Annotated in this window: 21 protein-coding genes and 1 riboswitch; of the genes, 7 read left to right on the top strand and 14 right to left on the bottom strand. The window is 65.2% G+C overall.

Going from position 1 to position 22,402, the window contains the following annotated elements:
• Window positions 1-33: 33 nt before the first annotated feature.
• Together QA639_RS23780 and QA639_RS23775 are read left to right on the top strand one after the other, a co-directional pair.
• Window positions 34-693, top strand: coding sequence for an SRPBCC family protein (locus tag QA639_RS23780; RefSeq protein WP_283087508.1), 660 nt, complete (start codon window positions 34-36; stop codon window positions 691-693).
• Between the two features lie 6 nt (window positions 694-699).
• Window positions 700-1,035 carry an ArsR/SmtB family transcription factor gene (locus QA639_RS23775; protein WP_028334019.1) on the top strand — a complete coding sequence of 112 codons (336 nt, stop codon included), beginning with the start codon at window positions 700-702 and terminating at the stop codon, window positions 1,033-1,035.
• A 34-nt stretch (window positions 1,036-1,069) separates the two neighbouring features.
• Here the strand turns inward: QA639_RS23775 and gltA are convergent, their stop codons facing one another.
• Window positions 1,070-2,371 carry a citrate synthase gene (gene gltA, locus QA639_RS23770; RefSeq protein WP_028334020.1) on the bottom strand — a complete coding sequence of 434 codons (1,302 nt, stop codon included), beginning with the start codon at window positions 2,369-2,371 and terminating at the stop codon, window positions 1,070-1,072.
• Between the two features lie 160 nt (window positions 2,372-2,531).
• Complete coding sequence (gene gltX / locus QA639_RS23765) at window positions 2,532-3,953, bottom strand: glutamate--tRNA ligase (RefSeq protein WP_283087507.1); 1,422 nt, start codon at window positions 3,951-3,953, stop codon at window positions 2,532-2,534.
• Window positions 3,954-4,130: 177 nt separating this feature from the next.
• Between gltX and QA639_RS23760 the strand changes: the two genes are divergently transcribed.
• The 3 genes from QA639_RS23760 to QA639_RS23750 all read left to right on the top strand — a co-directional run bounded on the left by QA639_RS23760 (window position 4,131) and on the right by QA639_RS23750 (window position 6,892).
• Window positions 4,131-5,810 carry a glutamine--tRNA ligase/YqeY domain fusion protein gene (locus QA639_RS23760; protein WP_283087506.1) on the top strand — a complete coding sequence of 560 codons (1,680 nt, stop codon included), beginning with the start codon at window positions 4,131-4,133 and terminating at the stop codon, window positions 5,808-5,810.
• Window positions 5,811-5,855: 45 nt separating this feature from the next.
• A complete protein-coding gene (locus tag QA639_RS23755; protein WP_028334023.1) occupies window positions 5,856-6,242 on the top strand; it encodes a YybH family protein in 387 nt (128 codons plus the stop codon).
• Between the two features lie 287 nt (window positions 6,243-6,529).
• Window positions 6,530-6,892 (top strand): SPW repeat protein, encoded by a 363-nt coding sequence (locus QA639_RS23750; RefSeq protein WP_028334024.1) that lies wholly within the window; start codon window positions 6,530-6,532, stop codon window positions 6,890-6,892.
• A 322-nt stretch (window positions 6,893-7,214) separates the two neighbouring features.
• Here QA639_RS23750 and QA639_RS23745 read toward each other — a convergent pair whose 3' ends face one another.
• A complete protein-coding gene (locus QA639_RS23745; RefSeq protein WP_028334025.1) occupies window positions 7,215-8,543 on the bottom strand; it encodes an MFS transporter in 1,329 nt (442 codons plus the stop codon).
• Between the two features lie 433 nt (window positions 8,544-8,976).
• On the opposite strand from QA639_RS23745, the gene QA639_RS23740 reads away from it, so the two are divergent.
• Complete coding sequence (locus QA639_RS23740) at window positions 8,977-11,262, top strand: ComEC/Rec2 family competence protein (protein ID WP_283087505.1); 2,286 nt, start codon at window positions 8,977-8,979, stop codon at window positions 11,260-11,262.
• Here the strand turns inward: QA639_RS23740 and QA639_RS23735 are convergent.
• From QA639_RS23735 to QA639_RS23685, 11 genes are all read right to left on the bottom strand, one after another.
• Complete coding sequence (locus tag QA639_RS23735; RefSeq protein ID WP_028334027.1) at window positions 11,259-11,483, bottom strand: hypothetical protein; 225 nt, start codon at window positions 11,481-11,483, stop codon at window positions 11,259-11,261. The two genes, QA639_RS23740 and QA639_RS23735, sit on opposite strands and share 4 nt — an antisense overlap.
• Before the next feature lie 145 nt (window positions 11,484-11,628).
• On the bottom strand, window positions 11,629-12,057 hold the full coding sequence (locus tag QA639_RS23730) for a hypothetical protein (RefSeq protein WP_026192810.1): 429 nt from the start codon (window positions 12,055-12,057) through the stop codon (window positions 11,629-11,631).
• 256 nt (window positions 12,058-12,313) lie between these two features.
• Window positions 12,314-13,018, bottom strand: a complete 705-nt coding sequence (lexA, locus tag QA639_RS23725; RefSeq protein WP_028334028.1) for a transcriptional repressor LexA — start codon at window positions 13,016-13,018, stop codon at window positions 12,314-12,316.
• 243 nt (window positions 13,019-13,261) lie between these two features.
• Window positions 13,262-14,473 carry a molybdopterin molybdotransferase MoeA gene (locus QA639_RS23720; RefSeq protein WP_028334029.1) on the bottom strand — a complete coding sequence of 404 codons (1,212 nt, stop codon included), beginning with the start codon at window positions 14,471-14,473 and terminating at the stop codon, window positions 13,262-13,264.
• Window positions 14,474-14,492: 19 nt separating this feature from the next.
• Window positions 14,493-15,125 (bottom strand): HAD family hydrolase, encoded by a 633-nt coding sequence (locus QA639_RS23715; protein ID WP_028334030.1) that lies wholly within the window; start codon window positions 15,123-15,125, stop codon window positions 14,493-14,495.
• Between the two features lie 599 nt (window positions 15,126-15,724).
• Window positions 15,725-15,880, bottom strand: a complete 156-nt coding sequence (locus QA639_RS23710; protein WP_198400079.1) for a hypothetical protein — start codon at window positions 15,878-15,880, stop codon at window positions 15,725-15,727.
• A gap of 79 nt (window positions 15,881-15,959) precedes the next feature.
• The gene (locus tag QA639_RS23705; RefSeq protein ID WP_157341163.1) at window positions 15,960-17,231 is read right to left on the bottom strand and encodes a serine hydroxymethyltransferase; all 1,272 of its coding nucleotides are present in this window, start codon (window positions 17,229-17,231) and stop codon (window positions 15,960-15,962) included.
• A 36-nt stretch (window positions 17,232-17,267) separates the two neighbouring features.
• Window positions 17,268-17,353, bottom strand: a riboswitch (ZMP/ZTP riboswitch).
• Between the two features lie 289 nt (window positions 17,354-17,642).
• A complete protein-coding gene (locus QA639_RS23700; RefSeq protein WP_028334032.1) occupies window positions 17,643-18,089 on the bottom strand; it encodes a YybH family protein in 447 nt (148 codons plus the stop codon).
• 101 nt (window positions 18,090-18,190) lie between these two features.
• Complete coding sequence (locus tag QA639_RS23695) at window positions 18,191-18,883, bottom strand: winged helix-turn-helix transcriptional regulator (RefSeq protein ID WP_157341165.1); 693 nt, start codon at window positions 18,881-18,883, stop codon at window positions 18,191-18,193.
• A 210-nt stretch (window positions 18,884-19,093) separates the two neighbouring features.
• Window positions 19,094-19,756 carry a response regulator gene (locus QA639_RS23690; protein ID WP_157341167.1) on the bottom strand — a complete coding sequence of 221 codons (663 nt, stop codon included), beginning with the start codon at window positions 19,754-19,756 and terminating at the stop codon, window positions 19,094-19,096.
• Window positions 19,753-21,180: a sensor histidine kinase gene (locus QA639_RS23685; RefSeq protein WP_157341169.1), complete on the bottom strand. Its 1,428-nt coding sequence runs from the start codon at window positions 21,178-21,180 to the stop codon at window positions 19,753-19,755. The genes QA639_RS23690 and QA639_RS23685 overlap by 4 nt, the downstream gene beginning before the upstream one ends.
• 237 nt (window positions 21,181-21,417) lie before the next feature.
• Here QA639_RS23685 and QA639_RS23680 point away from each other — a divergent pair, with 237 nt between their 5' ends.
• Window positions 21,418-22,353 (top strand): DUF3280 domain-containing protein, encoded by a 936-nt coding sequence (locus QA639_RS23680; protein WP_157341171.1) that lies wholly within the window; start codon window positions 21,418-21,420, stop codon window positions 22,351-22,353.
• The last annotated feature ends 49 nt before the right edge of the window (window positions 22,354-22,402 follow it).

Genomic DNA, 22,402 nt, shown 5'->3' with positions numbered 1-22,402 from the left:
TTAGTAATAACTAATATAGATACGGAGCCTGCCATGAAGATCGACCCGGTCGCCTATGTCGGAGCCGTCATTCGCGAAGTCGCGTTCCGGGAACGCGACGGCAAGCCGGCGCGGGCGGTGATCGCGACCCGCAGCTACGACACCGACACCGCCGATCTCTGGGATGTGCTGACCAACCCCGAACGCATTCCGCGCTGGTTCCTGCCGATCTCGGGCGACCTGAAGCTTGGCGGCCGCTATCAGTTCCATGGCCATGCGGGCGGCGAGATCACGACGTGTGAGCCGCTGCGCCGGCTTGCCGTCACCTGGGAGTCCATGGGCACGGTCAGCTGGGTTACCGTGACGCTGGCCGAGAATGGCCCGGACGCCACGCGCCTGGAATTGGAACACCTCTCGGTGATCGAGGGCGACTTCTGGGATCGCTACGGGGCCGGTGCGGTCGGCGTCGGCTGGGATCTCGCGCTGCTCGGGCTCGCGCTCTATCTGGCCATGCCGCCCGGCGAGGAATTCGACCGCGCCGCCGCGTCGGCGTGGCCAGCCACCGACGACGGCAAGGAATTCATCCGCCGCGCCAGCGAGGACTGGTGCAGCGCCTCGATCGCGGCGGGCACCGAGGAGACTGCGGCGCGCAGATCGGCCGCAAACACCACGGCGGCCTATTGCGGCGAGCCGGAGCCGGGGAGCGGAGGCTAGCGAAAGGTGCACGCCTTCGACATCCTCGGCGATCCCGTCCGCCGCCGCATCCTGGAACTGCTTGCGACCGGCGAGCACAGTTCGGGTGATGTCGTCGCCGTCGTGCAGCGCGAATTCGGCATCACCCAGTCGGCGGTCTCGCAGCAGCTGCGGATCTTGCGGGACGCCGGTTTCGCGTCGGTGCGCGCCGAGGGCACGCGCCGCATCTATGCCGTGGAGCCGGCGCGGCTGCGCGAGGTCGACGACTGGCTCGACCGGTTCAGGGCGTTCTGGCTGCCGCGCCTTGACGCGATCGCGACCGAAGTTGCGCGGGGCAAACGAAAACGGCGCCAACAGGAATGATGGCGCCGTCCCGGATTCTCTTCAGCGATGCAGCTTACTTGCGCTTGTCGATCTGCACATAGTCGCGGCGTGCGACGCCGGTGTAGAGCTGGCGCGGACGGCCGATCTTCTGCTGCGGATCCTCGATCATCTCGCTCCACTGGCTGATCCAGCCGACGGTGCGGGCGACCGCGAACAGCACGGTGAACATCGAGACCGGGAAGCCCATCGCCTTCAGCGTGATGCCCGAATAAAAGTCGACGTTCGGGTAGAGCTTGCGATCGATGAAGTAGGGGTCGCTGAGCGCGATCTTCTCGAGCTCCATCGCGACCTTGAGCATCGGATCGTCGCCGTGGCCGGTCTCCTTCAGCACCGCGTGACACATCTTCTGCATGATCTTGGCGCGCGGATCGTAGTTCTTGTAGACGCGGTGGCCGAAGCCCATCAGGCGAACTTCGCTGTTCTTGTCCTTCACCTTGGCGATGAAGTCCGGAATGTTTTCGACCTTGCCGATGCCGTAGAGCATGTTGAGCGCGGCTTCGTTGGCGCCGCCATGCGCCGGGCCCCACAGGCAGGCGATGCCGGCCGCGATGCAGGCGAACGGGTTGGCGCCCGAGGAGCCGGCAATGCGCACCGTCGAGGTCGAGGCGTTCTGCTCGTGGTCCGCGTGCAGGATGAAGATCTTGTCGAGTGCGTCGGCGAGCACCGGGTTGATCTTGTAGTCCTCGCAGGGCACCGCGAAGCACATGTTGAGGAAGTTCTCGGCAAACGAGAGCGAGTTCTTCGGATAGATGAAGGGCTGACCGACGGTGTACTTGTAGGCCATCGCCGCCAGCGTCGGCACCTTCGCGATCATGCGCATCGAGGCGATCATCCGCTGCCGCGGATCGTTGATGTCGGTGGAGTCGTGATAGAACGCGGCCAGCGCGCCGACAGCGGCGACCATGATCGCCATCGGATGAGCGTCGCGGCGGAAGCCCTGGAAGAACCGCGCCATCTGCTCATGCACCATCGTGTGATGGATCACGCGATGGTCGAAGTCCTTCTTCTGCGCCGGGGTCGGAAGATCCCCGTACAGCAGCAGGTAGCAGGTCTCGAGGAAGTCGCCGTGCTCGGCGAGCTGCTCGATCGGATAGCCGCGGTATTCGAGCACGCCGGCGTCGCCGTCGATGTAGGTGATCTTCGACTGGCAGCTGCCGGTCGAGGTGAAGCCGGGGTCGTAGGTGAACACCCCGGCCTGGCCGTAGAGCTTGGCGATGTCGATGACATCAGGCCCAACCGTGCCGCTCAGGATCGGGAAATCGTAGTTCTTGTTGCCGATGGTGAGTGTGGCTGTCTTGCTGGATTTTGCGTCCATCGTGATATCCCCGATGAATTCGTTGCGAAAACCGACCTTGCCCAGTCGCTAAATTGCGGCCCATGGCGGGGCGGAACGGCTTGTGGAGAAAGCGTCCGGGATTGGGTAGCTCATTGCCATGTGCGCTGCAAGATGGACCCTGGAGGGGGTCCATGCAGGATCACGCCGCCTGATCGGCGAGGCGGGCAAGGCACTCCCGGCGTCCCAGCACGGCCAGCACGTCGAATATGCCCGGCGACGTCGTACGTCCCGTCAGCGCCACCCGCAGCGGCTGGGCGACGGCGCCGAGTTTCAGGTTGTTCTGCTCGGCGAAATTCCGCATCGCGGTCTCGGTGGTTTCCGCCGTCCAGTCGTTGACGGCTTCCAGCGCGGTGCGCAGGCGGCCGATCAACGCGCGCGTTTCCGGCGTCAGCAGCGCCACAGCTTTCGGATCGAGCGCGAGCGGACGATCGGCGAAGATGAAATAGGCGCCCGCGATCAGCTCGATCAGCGTCTTGGCGCGCTCCTTCAGGCTCGGCATCGCCCGCAGCAATTGCGCGCGGGTGGTGTCGTTGAGCTTGGCCTTCAGCGCGGCACCCTCGGGAACATAATCCAGCACGCTCTCGAACTGGGTCACGAGGGATTGATCGTCGCTCTGCCGGATATAGTGACCGTTGAGGTTCTCCAGCTTGGCGAAATCGAACCGCGCCGCAGAGCGGCCGATACCCGAGAGGTCGAACGCGTCGATCATTTCCTGGGTCGAGAAGATTTCCTGATCGCCATGGCTCCAGCCGAGCCGGACCAGGTAGTTGCGCAAGGCGGCCGGCAGGTAGCCGAGCGCGCGGTAGGCGTCGACGCCGAGCGCACCATGGCGCTTCGACAGTTTCGAGCCGTCGGGACCGTGGATCAGCGGAATGTGGGACATGCTCGGCAGTTCCCACTCCAGCGCGTCGTAGATCTGCTTCTGACGCGCGGCGTTGATCAGGTGGTCGTCGCCACGGATGATGTGAGTGACGCCCATATCGTGGTCGTCGACCACGACCGCGAGCATGTAGGTCGGGGTGCCGTCGCCGCGCAGCAGGACGAGGTCGTCGAGGTTCTCGTTCTGCCAGACCACGCGGCCCTGCACCTGGTCCTCGATCACGGTTTCGCCGGTCTGCGGCGCCTTGAGGCGGATGGTCGGCTTGATGCCATCGGGGGCGGTCGCCGGATCGCGGTCGCGCCACATACCGTCATAGAGGCGGGTGCGGCCCTCGGCGCGCGCCTTCTCGCGCATCGCGGTGAGCTCTTCCGACGAGGCATAGCAGTAATAGGCGCGCCCGGCGGCGAGCAGGCTCTCGGCGACCTCGCGATGGCGGGCGGCGCGGCTGAACTGGTAGATGACCTCGCCGTCCCAATCGAGCTCCAGCCACTTCAGGCCGTCCAGGATGGCGTCGATCGCCTCCTTGGTCGAGCGTTCACGGTCGGTGTCCTCGATCCGGAGCAGCATCTTGCCGCCGAGCTTCCTGGCATAGAGCCAGTTGAACAGCGCGGTGCGGGCACCTCCGATATGGAGGAAGCCGGTCGGAGAGGGGGCGAAGCGGGTAACGACGGGTTTGGTCATGATCGAGCGAGACGTATGCTGAGACGGCGGTGGTGTATATCAGGAACCGAACATAACTAAACCCCCGGCTGACCTTTTGCCCACCAAACCAGGCCTCAAACCAGACTTGAAACCAGGCTTGGCCGGACGGCACGAATTTGGCAGAAGGTTGAGCTGACTCCTCCAGGGAACCCTTTGATGACGACTGACACGACGGCAGAGGCAGGGCGCGACTTCATCCGCGACATCGTCCAGGCCGATCTCTCCTCCCACAAGCACAACCGGATCGTGACCCGTTTCCCGCCGGAGCCGAACGGCTACCTGCATATCGGCCACGCCAAGTCGATCGCCCTGAATTTCGGCATCGCGCAGGAGTTCGGCGGCCAGTGCAATTTGCGCTTCGACGACACCAATCCGACCAAGGAGGAGCAGGAGTACATCGACTCCATCCAGGCCGACGTCCATTGGCTCGGCTACGACTGGGGAGCCAACCTGTTCTATGCCTCGGACTATTTCGAGCGCCTGTACGATTGGGCCGAGGGCCTGATCAAGGCCGGCTATGCCTATGTCGACGATCAGTCGCAGGAGGAGATCCGCACTTCCCGCGGCACGCTGACCGAACCCGGCAAGAACTCGCCGTTCCGCGACCGCTCGGTCGAGGAGAACCTCGACCTGTTCCGCCGCATGAAGGCCGGAGAATTCTCGAACGGCGCCCGCGTGCTGCGCGCCAAGATCGACATGGCCGCCGGCAACATCAACCTGCGCGATCCGGTGCTCTACCGCATTCTGCACGCCCATCATCCGCGCACCGGCGACAAGTGGTCGATCTATCCGAGCTACGACTACGCGCACGGCCAGTCGGACGCGATCGAGGGCATCACCCATTCGATCTGCACGCTGGAGTTCGAGGATCACCGCCCGCTCTATGAGTGGCTGCTCGACAAGCTGCCGGTGCCCTCGAAGCCGCGCCAGTACGAAATGGCACGGCTGAACCTGACCTACACGCTGCTGTCCAAGCGCGTGCTGACCCAGCTCGTCCGTGACGGCCACGTCTCGGGCTGGGACGATCCGCGCATGCCGACCATTGCCGGCTTGAAGCGGCGCGGCGTGCCGCCGGCGGCGGTGCGCGAATTCATCAAGCGCATCGGTGTCGCCAAGGCCAACAGCGTGGTCGATGTCGGGATGCTCGAATTCTGCATCCGCGAGGAGCTGAACCGCACGGCGCTGCGCCGGATGGCGGTGCTGCGGCCGCTCAAGGTGGTGATCGAGAATTATCCGGAAGGGCAGGTCGAGGAGATCGAGGCGATCAACCATCCCGACAATCCGGAAGCCGGCACCCGCAAGATCGCGTTCGGCCGCGAGCTCTATATCGAGCGCGACGACTTCATGGAGAATCCGCCGAAGAAGTTCTACCGCCTCTCGCCCGGCAATGAGGTGCGGCTGCGCTATGCCTACTTCATCAGGTGCACCGGCGTGGTGAAGAACGACGCCGGCGAGATCGTCGAGCTCCGCGCGACCTACGATCCCTTGACCAAGGGCGGCAATGCGCCCGACGGCCGCAAGGTCAAGGCGACGATGCACTGGTTGCCGGCGGCGCAGTCGAAGCCGGCGGAGATCCGTATCTACAACCAGCTGTTCGCCAATCCGAGCCCGAACGCGGCCGATTTCGCCGCCGACCTCAATCCGCAGTCGCTCGAAGTGCTGAAGGATGCGCGCGTCGAGCCGGCGATCGCCGAGAGCAATTCGCCCGATCCGGTGCAATTCGAGCGGCAGGGTTATTTCGTGCGCGACGCGGATTCGACGCCGGACCGGCTGGTGTTCAACCGCGCCATTGGCCTGCGCGACACCTTCGCCAAGGAAGTCGGCGGCAAGGGCTAGCCGAGAGGAAGCGCGTCCCGCGCGGACAAGCAGACGGGGGGATCGATGCCTGATGAATCCGACGAGATCGTCTCCGCCATCATCGCCAGATGGTCGGCGGGTTTCAGCAGGCTCGATGCGAATGCGTTGAGCGCGCTCTATTCGAAGAGCGCGTTCTTCTTCGGCTCGAACCCGACGCTGTATCGCGGCCGCGACGGCGTCAAAGCCTACTTTGACGGTCTGCCGCGCTGGCTCGCGCCGCGCGTTCAGTTCAGCGATGTCAGCGCAGAACGGGTCAACGCCGATCTCGTCAACATGGCGGGCATCGCGTCATTCTTCCTTGACGGCGATGCGCTCTCGCTCGCCGTCAAGATCACCTGGGTGATCGCGCGCGAGGACGGCGACTGGAAGATCGTCTGCCACCACGTCTCGTCGCAGACACCGCTGATCTAGGCTCAGCGCTGGAGCTGACACAAAAAGTCGAGGGCCGGCGGGCCCTCGTAGTCAGGGAGGGTGCGCGGGGCCGGGCGCCTCGCGGCTGCACCCAACTCGCAGGCTATCCGGATCGCGCTGCATTGCGACGAGGGACCAAGGTCGTAGGCTGCGGAGCGCGGCTTCCGGGCGCCCGGACGGCAGCATGGTCGTCGGCCCGCGGATCAGCAGCGGCAACACATCGCAGGTCGGACAGATGCTTTTTTGTCCGCGCCGCACCATGTCTTCGGAAGAAGGAGGTGAGGATCATGCGCATTCAACACTGGCAGGATGCTGCCAGCCTGTTGGTAGGCGCCTGGCTGGTCGCATCGCCGTTTGCACTGGGCTTTTCCGGGGCAGCTCTCTGGATCTCCATCGCGCTCGGATTGGGCGTCGTGCTGTTCGCCCTGGAGGCATTCATCATTCCGTCCTATCTGGAGGAATGGGGCGAGATGCTGATGGGGTTGGCTCTGGTGGTGGCACCCTGGACGTTCAGCTACCAGCAGGGATCGGTCACGACGAGCAGCGTGCTCGCTGGCATCGTGGTGATCGTGCTCGCGTGCTGGGAGCTGGCGATGGATCGTGATTTCGCCACCTGGTGGCACGATCGCTGGCATCACCGAGCTGGCTGAGAGGAAGCTGACTGAGACGTTGGCCTGACCGCCAACCAAAGGCGGCCGGAGAGGTTGGAACTGCGTGGCGCGGGATCCCCTCCATGCCGACCGATGCAGGTTCTGCAGACACATCACGCCAGAGACGGCGGGTACGGGACGATTCAGAAGCGTCGTCCCGCACTCGCTGGACGGCGGCCATGGCGCCTGCTGCAGGGTGAGAGCGTTTTCGAGCGACGTCGATACCGTTCGCGTAAGGAAAACGCGTCAAAACAAGATTCTAGGACCCCGTTCCGATCCCATCGGAACGGGGTCCTAGTCGCCCGTCAGCAAGGTGACTCCGTCACGATGCGGCTTTCGCCTCGATCTGCTCCCAGATTCTGGTCTTGCGCGTCTCGGGCATGATGAAAACGGCGATCACGAAGCACACCGCGGGAACGACAATCGGGTAGATCAGCGCGTAGCCGATGCTGCCGGTCGCTGCGAAGGCGGCCGATGTGATGAACGGCACCAATCCGCCGCCCCAACCATTGCCGATATGATACGGCACCGAGACCGAGGTGTACCTGATCCTGGCCGGGAAAAACTCCGCCAGGAACGCGCCGACCGGCCCGTACACCATCCCGACGTAGCAGACGAGGATGAAGATGATGAAGACGGCCACCGGATAGTTGATGTGTCCCGGCTGCGTGACCATGCCGAGCCACAGATACAGCGGATAGTAGGTGATCGCGGCAAGCAGCATTCCTCCGAGGATCACGGACTTGCGGCCGATCTGGTCCGACAGCCAACCAAAGAAGATCAGGCTCGGCGTTGCGATCAACAATGCCGCTCCCACGATGTAGGCCGAGGTAACCGCATCGACCTTGGAGACCTGCTGCAGGAAGTACAGTGCCCAGAATTGACCACTGTACCAGACCACGCCCTGTCCAATCAGGACGACGATAGCGATCAGGATGTACTTGATGTTGGCGCTGAGGAAAGCTTCCCGCCAGGGATTCCTGGTCATCTGTCCCTGTGCCTTGATCTCCTGGAAGATCGGCGTCTCCTGGAGCTGCAGGCGGATGTAGATGGCGATCGCCACCAGCAGGAACGAGAGCAGGAATGGTACGCGCCAGGCCCATTCGTCAAAGGCCTGATTGCCGGCCCAGGTTCGGGTCAGAACGATCACCGCAAGCGACACCACGATCCCCAGCGTCGGCGAGGTTTGTAGCCAGCCCGTGTAGTAGCCGCGCCTGTCGTCCGGAACATGTTCGGCGACGTAGGTGATGGCGCCGCCATATTCGCCGCCCAGGCACAGACCCTGGATCATCCGCAAGCCGAACAGAATGAATGCGGCCGTCAGGCCGATCGACTGATACGTTGGGATCAGTCCGATCGCTCCCGTTCCCAGGCCCATTCCGCTCAGCGTAATGAGGAATGTATATTTGCGGCCGACCCGATCGCCCATCCATCCGAACAGGAAGGCCCCCAGCGGGCGGATCAGGAATCCCGCAGTGAACAGCGCGATCGTGCTCAGCAGGGCTGCGACGGGGTGGGATTGCTCAAAGAACTTGACCGACAGAACCGCGGCCAGGCTGCCAAAAATATAAAAGTCGTACCATTCAATGATGTTTCCCACTGACGCAGCGACAATCACGCGGCGAAAATCGCTTGGTACTTGAATTGCCATGTGCTGCTCCTCTCAAATGCGAACGCTACTCCTCGCGTTTTTCAGCGATCTATCCGCTCGCGGAGTGCGCGTGGTGCACGGCGTTACAGGCGAGATTTTGTGCGTTCGTCCGCAACGCCTGATCTCAGGGGAGTTGTGGCCACCTGAGAGGAGCTCCAGCGGCCTTCAAGTGCCGCGAGCCGTCACTGCCTCATCCCGGTCTCTTTGGGAGCGGAGGCATCGGGACAGTCTATTCCTAATGTGATCTGCATCTTAGTGAGACTTTCGGCTCGATCGATTTGACGCAGGCGGCAGCTGCGGCCCGGCGCGAGCTAGGCAAGGTGCAGGACGATCCAGATACCCGGGCGTTGCCGGCCCGTATTCTGCATCCGTTCCGCTAGTCGGGTGACGGGGCCATCCGCTAGCCTGCCGCCCGGCAGGGATCGCAAGCGGAATGGCGGAGCAGGGCACGACGCCGGGCGGCAAACGCGGCTACGCGGGGACGTGGCCGCCGCGCGCGGCCGCGCCGGCCGGCGGCTTTCTTCCGACCCGCGTCGGCACCTGGAAGCCTCTCGTCGAGACATTGCGGCAGTCGGCCCGCGCCGAGGCGGGCGCGGGCCGCCTGTTGCCCTGGGTGCCGGTGGCGTTCGGCACCGGCATCGCGTTCTATTTCGCGGCCGAGCACGAGCCGGTGCTGTCGGTCGCGGCCACCGTCGCAATCCTGCTCTGCCTGCTGGCGCTGCTGCTGCGGCGGCGCAGCGTGTTTCCCGTCATCGCGCTCTTGGCCGCGGTGGCCGCGGGTTTTGCGACGGCGACCTGGAAGACGGCGCGCGTCGCTCACACGGTGCTGGCGCGGCCGATGTTCTCGGTGGCGCTGACCGGCTTCGTCGAGACGCGCGACATCCGCGAGAAGACCGATCGTTTCGTGCTGCGCGTGGTTTCGATGGAGAGCCCGCGCGACATGACGAAGCTCGATCGGGTCCGGCTCTCGGTGAAGAAGGGCACCGCGCCCGATGTCGGCAGCTTCGTTGAATTGAAGGCACGGCTGATGCCGCCGCTCGGGCCACAGCGCCCGGGCTCCTATGATTTCGGCCGTGACCTCTATTTCCAGGGCATCGGCGCCTCCGGCTTCGTGATGGGCGCCGTCAAGACCAGGGAGCCTCCGGCGACCGGCGGCTTTGGGCTGCGCTACGCCGCCTTCATGCAGGGCCTGCGCGACGCCATCGACGCGCGGATTCGCACCACGCTCGACGGCGACCAGCGCGCGATCGCAACCGCATTGCTCACCGGCCGGCGCGACGCGATCTCGACGCCGGTCAACGATGCGATGTTCATCTCGGGGCTCGGCCATGTGCTGTCGATCTCCGGCTACCACATGGCCGTGGTCGCCGGCGTCGTGTTCTTCGCGGTGCGCGCCCTGCTTGCGCTGTTTCCGGCGCTGACGGCGGCGCATCCGATCAAGAAATGGGCCGCGGCGGCCGCGCTGGTCGCCGCGGCGTTCTATCTGTTGCTGTCGGGCGCGGAGGTCGCGACGCAACGGTCGTTCTTCATGACCGCCGTGGTGCTGCTCGCCGTGATCGTCGACCGCCGCGCGATCACCTTCCGTACGCTTGCGGTGGCGGCGCTGATCGTGCTCGCGATCGCGCCGGAGGCGCTGGTGCATCCCAGTTTCCAGATGTCGTTCGCCGCGACGCTCGGGCTGGTGGCGCTGGTGCAGATCGGGCTACCGAACCTGCTGGCGTCGCCCGACCATTCGGCGACCGCGCGGGTCGCGCTGTGGGGCGGGCGCGAGCTCACGATGCTGATGCTGGCCTCGCTCGTGGCGGGGCTGGCGACGACGCCCTATGCCGCGTTCCATTTCCATCGCGTGACGCCCTACGGGCTGCTCGCCAACCTCGCGGCGATGCCTGTCGTCTCGGCGGTCGTGATGCCGGCCGGCCTGCTCGGGCTCGTCGCCATGCCGTTCGGCTTCGACGGACTGTTCTGGGCGATCATGGGTCTTGGCATCGACTGGATGATCCTGGTGACGCAATGGGTCGCCGCACTCCCGGGCGCGGTCGGCCGGATGGCGGCGTTCGGCATCGGGCCGCTGATCGCCGCGAGTGCCGGCATCATCCTGCTCGGGCTGCTGCGCACGCCGCTGCGCTGGTCAGGCGCGGTGCTGCTGCTGGTGGCCTCGGTCTGGGCGCTCAGGGTGCCGCAGCCGGACGTGCTGGTGTCGGGCGACGGCCGCAACGTCGCGGTGCGTGGCGGTGACGGACGGCTGCATCTGATGCACAGCGCCAAGGATGCATTTTTGGTCAAGGAGTGGCTGGCGGCGGACGCCGACGCGCGCACCGCCACCGATGCGTCGCTCGGCGAGGGCGTCTCCTGCGATGCCGGCGGCTGCGTGACCCAGGCACCCGGCGGCGCCTTCGTCGCGCTGGCGACCCGGCCGGAGGCGCTGGCGGACGACTGCGAGCGCGCAGCCCTGATCGTGACGGCGCGGCCGGCGCCGCAGGGCTGCGCGGCATCGGTGATCGATGCCGAGCGGCTGCGCCGCCACGGCGCGCTGGTGCTGCGACGGATCAGGGACGGCTACGCCGTCGATGCAGTCAAGCCCGGCGGGATCGACCGGCCGTGGTCGCCGGCGGTTCCCGGCGACGGCGAGAGCGAGACGACGCTACGCGCGCCCGCCGCCGCGCCGCGGCCTGCGGTGGATGCGACGCCGGCTGAGACCGATCTGCAGGGCGATGATTAGCTGTGGTCTGGCGAGGGGCCGCTTGGCAGCTCGAACAGGCCGAGATGATATTCGTCGGAGTCGGGGGCGTCGGGCTTCTTGACGAGAGTAAAGGAAGCCTCGGGAAATTGCTCCCAGACTTTCAGGTCGTCGGCCGTTACCGTCAGCCAACCGAACCGGAACAGGTAGCGGCCCGGTTCCGTGACGCGTCCAGCCTTTTGCCATGTGACCTTATCGACCACCGCGCACGTCCTCCGTGCCCGATGATGCGCCAAGGCGCCGGCCGACGCAAATCTCCTTCTGCGCCCCGGAAGCGGGAGTCCGGGGTCGCCCGAAATTGCTTAGGTCATTCGCCGCCGAACAGCTCATTCCGCGGCGACGATGCGCTCAACCCAAAAACAGCGTTGCGAATGCGGAGGGCCGCCGCTCCACAACCTTCGGCTTCTGCTCGACCGGCGGATGCAGCGCCGGCAATTGCAGCACGCTGACGCGCTGTCCCTCGACCAGCTGGGTCACCAGCACATGGCTGCCGTCGGGGAATTCGACCGCGTCATGATGCCGATCGGGCACGTCGGGCTCGACTTCGTTGAACACGCCGACGCGATAGTTCAGCGTCTTGGTCCAGATCCAGCGGCTGTCGTAGCGAACGTTCTCGGCGAAAGCGAGCTCGGTGCCCGGCAGCATGCAGACCGCGACAGTGGGATCGTTCTCCGAGGCAAAGCCGCGGGTCGACGTGCCGCGGAACGTCGTCGTGATCAGCGTCTCTCCGACAATGGCGGGGCGCGATGCCACGGCGTGCAGACTATAGTCACACATCGGATGGCTCCTCATTTCGAGGTAGCGACCCGTGCCTCTCCTTGAGGCATTAGGGCCTCTACCAGAGTGGACGATAGCGAACGAGCGTCTGCTCGTTTCTGGGCGATTGTACGACTGGTCCGAGATCGCTCCGATCACAAACACGCGACGCTGCGCGAGAGGTATCGGAGCGCATCGGGCAGGCCGTACGCTACACTATCATGCAAGGAACGATCCGACGTGTTGCTCGTTCCCGGCCGCCGCAAGTATTTGCAATTCAGTATTTGCGATAAAGGCCGATCAGCTTGCCCTGGATGCGGACCCGGTTCGGCGGCAGGATGCGCACTTCATAGGCGGTGTTGGCCGGCTCGAGCGCGATCGATGCGCCGCGGCGGCGGAAGCGCTTCAGGGTGGCTTCCTCCTCGTCGATCAGCGCCACCACGATGTCGCCGGTATTGGCGACGTCGTTGCGCTGGATCAGCGCCATGTCGCCGTCGAGGATGCCGGCATCGACCATCGAGTCGCCGCGCACCTCGAGCGCATAGTGCTCGCCGGCGCCGAGCATGTCGGGCGGCACGCTGATGGTGTGGCTGCGGGTCTGCAGCGCCTCGATCGGCGTACCGGCGGCGATCCGGCCCATCACGGGGACCGCGACTGGACGGTTGCCGTCGTCCTCGGCAATCGGCGGCGTGCTGGCGCGCCGGCCGAGGGTGCCTTCGATGACACTGGGCGTGAAGCCGCGGCGACCGTTGCCGGCGCCGGCCGAGAGTTCGGGCAGCTTGATGACCTCGATGGCGCGGGCGCGGTTCGGCAGGCGGCGGATGAAGCCGCGCTCCTCCAGCGCAGTGATCAGGCGGTGGATACCGGACTTCGAGCGCAGGTCGAGCGCATCCTTCATCTCGTCGAAGGAGGGCGGTACGCCGGCCTCTTTCAAACGTTCATTGATGAAACGCAGTAGTTCGTACTGTTTGCGCGTGAGCATCTCGAGTATTCCCCCGGTTGATAGCGTCGTTCGATTCCGAGACTCTTCTGGTGGGGCCTGCAGGCCGGGCCTGACCTCAGGAGCATGTGCTCAATGCACCTGCTTCCACGCGGCTTCCCGATTGTAGACACCAGTACTCGAAACAAATCATGAACGGACACTATATGTTCGATATGTGTTCCGCAACCACTTAATTTCCGGTGAACGTGTCGGGCAACGCACAATCGGCGGGGCGCGAAAACCCTATTCGGGCAGTGTCAGAATTTCGCATTCGCTGCCTTTGACGGCAGCCGCCGCAAACGGCGGACGCACGAGAAGCGCCCGTGCCGCAGCGAGATTCCCGAGCAGCGACGAGTCCTGCTGCGTCACCGGGGTTGCGACCAGCGTGCCGTCCTCGCGCGCTTCGAGACGCGCACGCAGATAGTCCTCGCGCTGGTCGTTGGCGGCGAGGTCGCGGCCGAGCAGGGCGCTTGCGCGGCGATGATGAATCACTTTCCGGCCGCTCAGCGCCCGAATCAACGGCACCAGGAACAGGAAGGCGCAGACATAGGACGACACCGGATTGCCGGGCAGGCCGATCACCCGCATCGCGCCGAGCCGGCCGTGCATCATCGGCTTGCCGGGCCGCATCGCAATCCGCCAGAACGCCATCTCGACGCCCTCGGCTTCCAGCGACCGCTTGACGAGATCGTGGTCGCCGACCGAGGCGCCGCCTGTCGTGATGAGGATATCGGCGCCGGCCTCGCGTGCCCGGCGGATGCCGGCCGTGGTCGCCTCCACCGTGTCGGCGGCAACGCCGAGGTCGACGGTCTCGGCGCCTTCGGCGCGCGCCAGCGCCCGCAGCGCGTAGCCGTTGGAATAGACGATCTGGCCGGGACCGGGCTGCGAGCCCGGCATCACCAGCTCGTCGCCGGTCGCCAGCACCGCGACCTTCGGGCGGCGGCGCACCGTCAGTTCCGGATAGTTCATGGCGGCCGCCAGCGACAGCGCGCGGTCGGACAGGCGGCTGCCGCCGGCGAGCAGCACCTCGCCCTCACGGAAGTCGACCCCGGCCTGGCGGATGTGCCGCCCGACGCTGGCGGCCTCCGAGATCGTGATGTGGTCGCCGTCGACGGCGGTGTCTTCCTGGATGATCACGGCGTCGGCGCCGCTCGGGATCACGCCGCCGGTGAAGATCCGCACCGCCTCGCCGGCGCCGACCGTCCGCTCGAACGGCCGGCCGGCGGCGACTTCGCCGATCACCTTGAGCCGGGCCTTTAGATCGGCCGCATCGGCGGCGCGCACCGCATAGCCGTCCATCGCCGACATCGGCTGCGGCGGCTGGGTGCGCAGCGCCGCGAGGTCGTGCGCAAGCGTGCGGTGGTAGGCGGCATCGAGCGCGACCATCTCCTCCGGCAGCGGTTCGGCGCCGGCGAGGACGGCGGACAGGGCATCGGCAACCGGCATCAGGGCCACGCTCAGAGCTCCTCAATTCCTAATGTTCAATACCAAGTGCGGTCAAAGCCCTTGCCACGTCATCCGTCGATGTCACGTGGATAGCATGAAGGCCGCGCGCCCGCGCACCTTCGATATTGGCGGCCAGGTCGTCGAAGAACAGGATCCGCGACGCCGGCACGCCGATGGCTTTTACCACATGATCATAGGCCTCGGCGTCGGGTTTGCGGAAGCCGATGCTCGACGACAGGAAGACGTTGCGGAAATGGCTGAGCAGCTCGGCATGGGTGACCGAGAAATGCGCGACATGGGCCGGATTGGTGTTGGAGAAGGCGTAAAGCGGCATTTGCCTGGCGGCCGCCGCGACCAGCGGGGCGATGCCCGGCATCTCGCCGGTGAAGATCGCATTCCAGCCTTCGAGGAACTGGGCGTCCGTGATGTTGATGCCGAGCGTCCGGCGCAGGCTTTCGAAGAACGCCGCGTCGTCGATCCGGCCGATCTCGTGATGCTTGAAACTGTCGTCGACGACAAAGCGCGTGGCGAGCTCGGCGGGCGCACAGCCGGCATGCTGCGCCCAGTGCGCCATCACCTTGTCAAAGTTGATGTCGAGCACGACGCGGCCGATATCGAACAGCAGCACGTCGACGGAGTTGGGAGTGAATTGCGAGGTCATTGCGTGAAACCGTGTACGAGAATTGCGGGCGGGCGGCAATGTCCTCGATTTGTGCGGCAGGTGTGCGACGGGCGTTAAGCGCGCCGTCGTCCATGCACGCGCGGGTGTCATCACCCGCGCGCAAGCGGGTGATCCAGTATTCCAGAGACGCTTGTGCTTGAGCCGAGAGGCCGCGGCGAAGTGGAAGGCGTGATTTGCTACCCTTCCAGAAGGAAGAAAGAACTCCAGCTCGCGCCATATCCACCGCCGTCGTCCCGGCCTAGTGCGCAATTGCGCACGGGGGCCGGGACCCATAACCACCGCATTTGATCAGGAACGGGATCGTGGCCCCAGCTCGCGCAACAATTGAGATTTGGGGTAATGGTCCCGGCCTTCGCCGGGACGACGCCGAGTGTGTTGTCGCTTGTGCGTCAAACATCCGCATTCTCGCGACATGATTTGTCCGAGCTTTGCTCTTCGATTCACCCTCTAATTTTGCTGCGGGGGTTTGCCACTTCGAGCAACTCAGTGGCGCGCGCGCGAACTTTCAGGGCGCCAGCACCAAGCGACTTGATGCCTGCATGCCCGCCGGCGGCTTTGGTGCCCGCCGGGCGTAGCTCTCACATCCTGGACAGCGCCAGGCCGAGGTAACCGATCAGCGCACCGGTGCTGAGAATGATGACGACGAGCGCCTGTTCCGAGCGTGCTTGCAAGGTTTTCCGGTTCACGGCGTTGGACGCTCCGTCTTCGAGATCATGCGGTCCAACGAACAGCATCAATTTCCGTTCCGGTCCTTCCCCCGGGAACCTTCACGACCTGCCGAGTGACGCGACGAACGGAACGTGGGTCGGCCGCCTATGAGGGCGGCGCGATCCCCGGAACGGGGAAGGCGCGGCACATCTCGACGCTGTTCGACCTCAATCGCTTGACGACCGCTGCATCTCCCTTCGACCGGAGGGACTCCGCAATGAGTTCGGCGATGAGGCGCATTTCGGGCTCGCCCATGCCGCGCGTGGTCGCCGCCGGTGTCCCGAGGCGAATGCCGCTCGGCTTGAGCGGCGGACGCGGATCGTCGGGAATGATCTGCTTGTTTGCGGTGACCCCGACGGCGTCGAGGATGTTCTCGGCCGCGCCGCCGTCCAGGCCGACGCTGGCCACCGTATCCACGACCATCATGTGATTGTCGGTTCCGCCGGTGATCAACGTCATGCCGTGTTCCATCAACGCTTCGGCCAGGACCTTCGCGTTGCGCATGACCAGCTTTGCATAGGCGTGAAAATCGGGCGTCGATGCCTTCTTCAGCGTGACCGCGGTTCCGGCCACGACGTTCATGTGCGGACCTCCCTGCAAACCCGGGAACACCGACGCGTCGATCTTGCCGGCGAACTCCCGGCGACAGAGAACGATGCCGCCGCGCGGCCCGCGAAGCGTCTTGTGCGATGTCGTCGTCATCACGTCGAAACCCGCATCGAGCGGATTGCGCAAGGCGTTGCCGGCGATCAGGCCGCCGTAATGGCTGACGTCGGCCATGGTCAGTGCACCCACCTCATCGGCGATGCTCTTGAAGGACGCATAATCCAGATCGCGCGGATAAGAGCTGTAGCCGCACAGCACCAGCTTCGGGCGGACGTTCCGGGCCATGGCGCGGAGCTCATCGAAATCGATGGCGCCGCCGTTTGACGGCTGCGTCTTGTAGCGGGCGAAGTTGAAGAGCCGCCCCATATGCGACACCGGTGCGCCATGGGTGAGATGGCCGCCGTGTGACAGGTCCATCGCCAAGATCGTATCGCCGGGCTGCAGCAGGCCGAGATACACGGCCTGGTTCATTGGCGATCCGGACAGAGGCTGAACGTTGGCATGCTCGGCGCGGAACAGCGCGCAAGCGCGCTGTCGGGCAAGGTTCTCTATCTGGTCGGTAAATTCCTGGCCGCCGTAATAGCGGCGTCCCGGATAGCCCTCGGAATACTTGTTGGTGAACACCGATCCCAGTAGCTCGAGAACCTCGGGATAGGTGTAGTTCTCCGACGGAATCAGCTCGACGCCGTCTTGCTGGCGGCGCTCTTCGCCCTCGAGCGCAAGGGCAACTTCCAAATCGTTGAGATGGAGTTCATTGCGGAATGACGGCATGGTCCGGGCTCCCTAAGACGCTGGATCATCAGCTGAACGGGTTGCCCAGGCGAACGGCGTTGGAACCCTTCGCGCTTCACCGTGGTCAATTCCACGTAAGCTCGCCAGTCGCGCGAGGGGCGAATGAGCCTGCGAAGCTCATCGCGAGCAGAAGGCTATCCAATCCCCGGCGGGCTCGCAAGGGTTGATCGCGGGCGTCGCCGCGGGCCCAGCGTTGGGCGAGATCGAACATCTGGCGACAGCCACGGCAATGGCGACCAAACCGAGGGACGTCCGGCTTACCCAATGAACCGATGTCCCGATGATCAATGCCGTCTTCGGCTGAGGGCCAATAAGGCGCATGACCATCCGTCACTTGCGGCCCGTCAGGCTTGCGGGGTGGCTGACCGTGTGGCTGTGGCACCCGCGAATCTATTCCTTGACGAAGATATGAGACTTTATCTTCCACTGCCCGTCGGGTTGGCGTTCAAGCAGTCTCACGGTGCTGCCAGAAATTGGCGCCGCCTTCTCATTTACTACTAGCGTGGCCGTGAAATGCGAGGTGGTGTAGGCGTAGTTTCCCATGGGCAACACATCGAGCAGCTCAACCTTGTGATCTCTGACGCTTCTTCCCCGCCCGGCAAAGAAATTACGGATTGCCAAAGGGCCGGTGACTGGCTGCGCACCAGGCGGCATCAATCTGGCGTCAGCGGCATACAACGGTAACAGGGCATCGAAGTCTGCGTTGTTGATGGCGGCATCCCATTTGGCAGCCGCCGAGGAAAGTTCGTCGGCAGGTGGGGCTGCCCCTGCGGGACTGACGCAAGTACAAGTAAAGATCAACAACAGGGTGCATGAAAGAAGAGAAGGGCGGCTCATCTTTGCCTCCTTTAGCTGAGATGCTTAGCGCGGGAGCGCATTCGCAAACGCTATAGCCGAGGCAAGCAGAACCACTAGTCCAGAAAGTGGACTGGATATCCTCAACTGGCTGAGACTCGATCTGCGGCCGCCGGCGCCTCATCGGCATATTTGCTGCGTGGGAACCAAGCCCGCATGCTGTTCACAAGATGCCTGGGACCGTCGATCTCGATTTTGCCGAGCTCACGCGCCCGTAGCAGCGGCATCTCGTCTACGAAAATCTGCACGAGCGTCAGCAGACTCGCATAGAGGCTGATATCGACCTCGAAGCCGGGGTCATCCCAGCAAAGATCGGCTTCCTCCTTCTTCACAACAAACCACCAGCGCTTCGGCCGAGCGTCCGCAATCTCGATGTACAGAACGAAGTCGCATGGAATGTGCCTTAGATCGAACGAACGGCGCATATTCCACATGAGCCGGCCCGCGTGAAGTTCGTTGGGTGTGAGCTGGCTGCGAGCCCATTTGTGGCCCCAATAGCCCATTGCATCGATAATTGGCCTGGCTTCCCTGGCTGCCTGGGTTGGATGGTACTCCCAATGCCCGTTATCGCCTGATCTGCGTGAGATTAGCCCGGCTTCTTCTAGCGTTTGCAGGCGCTTGGAGAGGAGGGTCGGCGACATCTGCGGGATGCCGCGGCGAAGCTGGTTGAAGTGGTGGGACCCCAGCAACAGTTCGCGGAGCAGGAGCGGGGTCCACCGCTCCGTGAGAATTTCCGCAGCTTTGGCTACGGGGCAAAATGATCCATAGCCTTTCATGACGAGAACTTTAGCATCACGAGGGCCACCAAGGTAGTCCAGGTTCTGGACTATGTCCCAGACGAGCCAGCATCGAGGCTGTCCTGGACGTCTGTTACGCGATTTTCTCGAGACTCGGCCATTCGACGATGCCGGCTCGATGTTCGGTTTGCCCGAAGGCAGATGCGGCTCGATTTGCCAGTACGCGGCCTGGCTGGTGCCACCGCGGGCTCAGCGTTCGCCGAGATCGATCTGCGTCAGGATGCCTTGCCGCAGCGCGAGGCGGACCAGCTCGATATCGGTGCCGACGCCGAGCTTGTCCTTGATCAGGGAATGCAGGTTCGCGACCGTCTTGGGGCTGAGGTGCAGCGCCTCGGCGATCTCCTCGGTGGTGTTTTCCGCGAGCAGCATCCGCAGCACCTCGAATTCCCGCGCGGTCAGGAGGTCGGCCGCCTTGGTCTCGCCGGCAAGGTGGCTGAGCGCGAGCTCGTGGTCGATATCCGGGCTGATCGCGATCTTGCCCGACAGCGCATCCATCACGGCGTGCACCAGCGTCTCCGGCGGGCTGGTCTTGGTGACATAGCCGCTCGCGCCGGCGCGGATCGCCTGCACGGCAAAGGCCGCGTTCTGGTGCATGGTGAACACCAGGATTTTTGCGCGCCTGTCCCACCGCCGGAGGCGGCGGATGGCCTCGATGCCGCCGATGCCGGGCATCGACAGGTCCATGATGACGAGGTCGGGCCCGGTCTCCTTGTAGAGGCGATAGGCCTCGACGCCGTCGGAGGCTTCGGCGACGACGCAGAGGCCCGGCTGCTTCTGCAGCATCGCCCGGTAGCCCTCCCGCACGACGGCGTGGTCGTCGACGAGCATGATGGTTCGCGCAGCGTGGCTCATGCCGCGCGCTCCACCTGTGCGGCTTCTCGGCTGGCGGCGACGGGAACGATGACGCGGAGCGAGGAGCCGCTGGGCTGTCCGGTCTCGAAGCTGAGCCGCCCGCCCAGCGCGGCGACCCGTTCGCGCATGCCGAGCAGGCCGAGGCCGGATCTGAGCTGGGGATCGCCTTTGGGATCGGGATCGCCGGGCTGGCCGTCATCGTCGATCGCGAGCACGATCGTGCTGTCGCCGCCGCCGGGCGGCGGCTCGCGCATCTCAAGCCGCAGCATCACGCGCGTGGCGCCGGCATGCTTGGCGGCGTTGGTGAGCGCCTCCTGTACGATGCGGTAGAGATTGGCGCTGACGGAGGCGGCGAGGCGCTCGAACGATCCCGATATGGTGATCTCGAACCGCGGCTGTCCGCGCGCGCGGCCGTTCCAGCCGGCGACCAGGCCCTCGAGGCTGGCCGCAAGTCCGAGTTCGTCGACATCGGGCGGGCGGAGTCGGAAGAGGGCGCCGCGCAATGTCTCCATCATGTCGGTCGCGGTCCGCGCGATTCCGTCGCATTCGGCGAGCAGTGGCGGGCAATCCGCCGCCGCGGTCTGGCGCGCCGAGGCGGCGAGCGCGCGGATGGCGGCCAGCGACTGCCCGAACTCGTCATGCAGCTCGCGCGCGAGGTGGCGGCGCTCTTCGTCCTGCACCAGGATCAGCTTCTGCGTCAGCGCGTTGCGGTCGGAGAGCGCGGCGGCGAGGCGCTCGGCGAGCTGGTTGAAGACGTCGCCGATCGCCGACAGTTCGGCGAGATCGAACGGCGGCAGGCGCGCGGCGAGATCGCCTGCGGCGATCCGCTCGAGTCCGTCGCGGATCTGCCGCGTCGGACGCAGCGCCCGCGCCAGCGCCGCATAGACCAGGGCGCAGAGCAGCGGCAGCGCGATCATGAACACCGCCATCAGCCGGCCGGCATCGTGCCAGGCCTCGGCGGTCGGCACGGCCGGATCAATCCAGGCCACGGCCTCGCCGATGGCGTTGCCGCGCGAAACGACCTGCTGCACCGCCTCGCGTCCGGGATCGAACAGGCGGCGATAGAGCGCCGCGAAGGCCAGCGGCGGCGCGGCCGTGTCAGTCTGCGCGCCGCCGCAGAAGCGTTGGCTGATCTCGCCGCTATTGCTGCGAAAGGCGAGGCACAGTCCCGGCGTCATGACCGAGGCGGCAACGCTGTCGAGATCGGGAAATTCGGAGCGCGCATTGTTCAGCCACTGGATCTTGCTCTGCTGCAGCTCCAGCGTCTTGGCGGCGACATCGGCAACGGCCGCGATCCGCCCGCGCACCGAGCGGTCGGCTTCGATCAGGAAATAGCCGGAGATGACGGCAAAGCAGAGCGTCGAGACGATCGCCACGCGCAACGTCAGCCGCAGTTTCAGATCGCTTCCGGACCAATTCCACATTGGCGTATCCTCAAGATCGAAGGCGGGCTTCGGCGCGCGATCGCGGGCAGGGCCGCCACGCTCATTAAACGGCAGAACGGAGGCGCCGAGAAGCGCTGCCATAGGCGTTCTTTCGGCGCGGACCATCGTCGTGAAATTTTCCCGGCACCGGGCGGGAGGCACTCCGCTGCGGCGCGGAGGCCTATTGGCCCAGGATGGGACCGACCCGCCCGCGCCCGCATTCGAAAGGCCCAGACTATGCGTCAATCCCGTCTTGTCTTGCACGCCCTCGCGTTGATCGGCCTTCTGGCCGGACCTTGTCCGCTGCGCGCCGAAGCCGGCACGGCGGTGGCATCCCCGCTTGGCGTCAGCATCGACGATTTCAGCTATGTCGACACCTCGGGCGAGGTCATCGATCAGACAGTCGCGCACCAGAAGCGCCTCGACGCGTTCATGCGCGCGCTGCGCGCCGACGTCGCCGCGGAGCCGCGCTATCGCCTGGTGCCAGCAGCGGCGCCCGCAGGCGAGGCCCGGATCAAGGTGGTCGGCGGCGTGCAGAAGATGAGCACGCTGGTGCAGTGGGCCAAGGTGGCGGTCATCGATGTTGAAGGGAGCCGCGTGCTGTACGAAAAGCTCTACACGTTTCGCGGCGACAATGACGAGGCATGGGACCATGCGCGGATGTTCGTGTCGCGCGAGGTGCGCGGCGTTCTCGCGGGCGTGCTGCCGCCGGCGCAGTCCGCCACTGCGGCGCCGATCGGGCTTGCGGTGTTCGAATTCGAGCTTGAGGACACCTCCGCGGCAACCGCGTCCGGCCTTGCCGCCTCCGATGCGGTCTACCTCGCCGTTGTCACGAAGGGCGTGCGTGACCGGCTTGCGCAGTCGGGCCGCTACCACCTGGTCGATACCGGCGGCGTGACCGCCGAGCCCGTCAAGGCGCGTGCGCTGCGCGACTGTGACGGCTGCGAGGCGGCGATCGCGCAACAACTCGGCGCCGATCAATCGCTGATCGGCGTGATCAGGCGGGTCAGCCGGACCGAATACACGATCGGCTTCCAGCTGCGCGACGCCCGCAGCGGCGCGGTCCTCTCACGCGGCGACAGCGGCCTGCGGATGGGCGCCGATTATTCCTGGACCCGCGGCGCGGTCCGCCTGATCGGCGATCGCCTGCTCGAGGGTGGGGCGCAGCGCTAGGGATGCTTCGCGGCTGCGGCTTTGGCAGGCGGACGATAGCAAAGTGCGA

It is taken from the genome of Bradyrhizobium pachyrhizi, assembly GCF_029714545.1.
Classification (GTDB): domain Bacteria; phylum Pseudomonadota; class Alphaproteobacteria; order Rhizobiales; family Xanthobacteraceae; genus Bradyrhizobium; species Bradyrhizobium pachyrhizi.
Note: the sequence above shows the minus strand (reverse complement) of the source record. Positions and strands in the feature narration are given on the sequence as shown.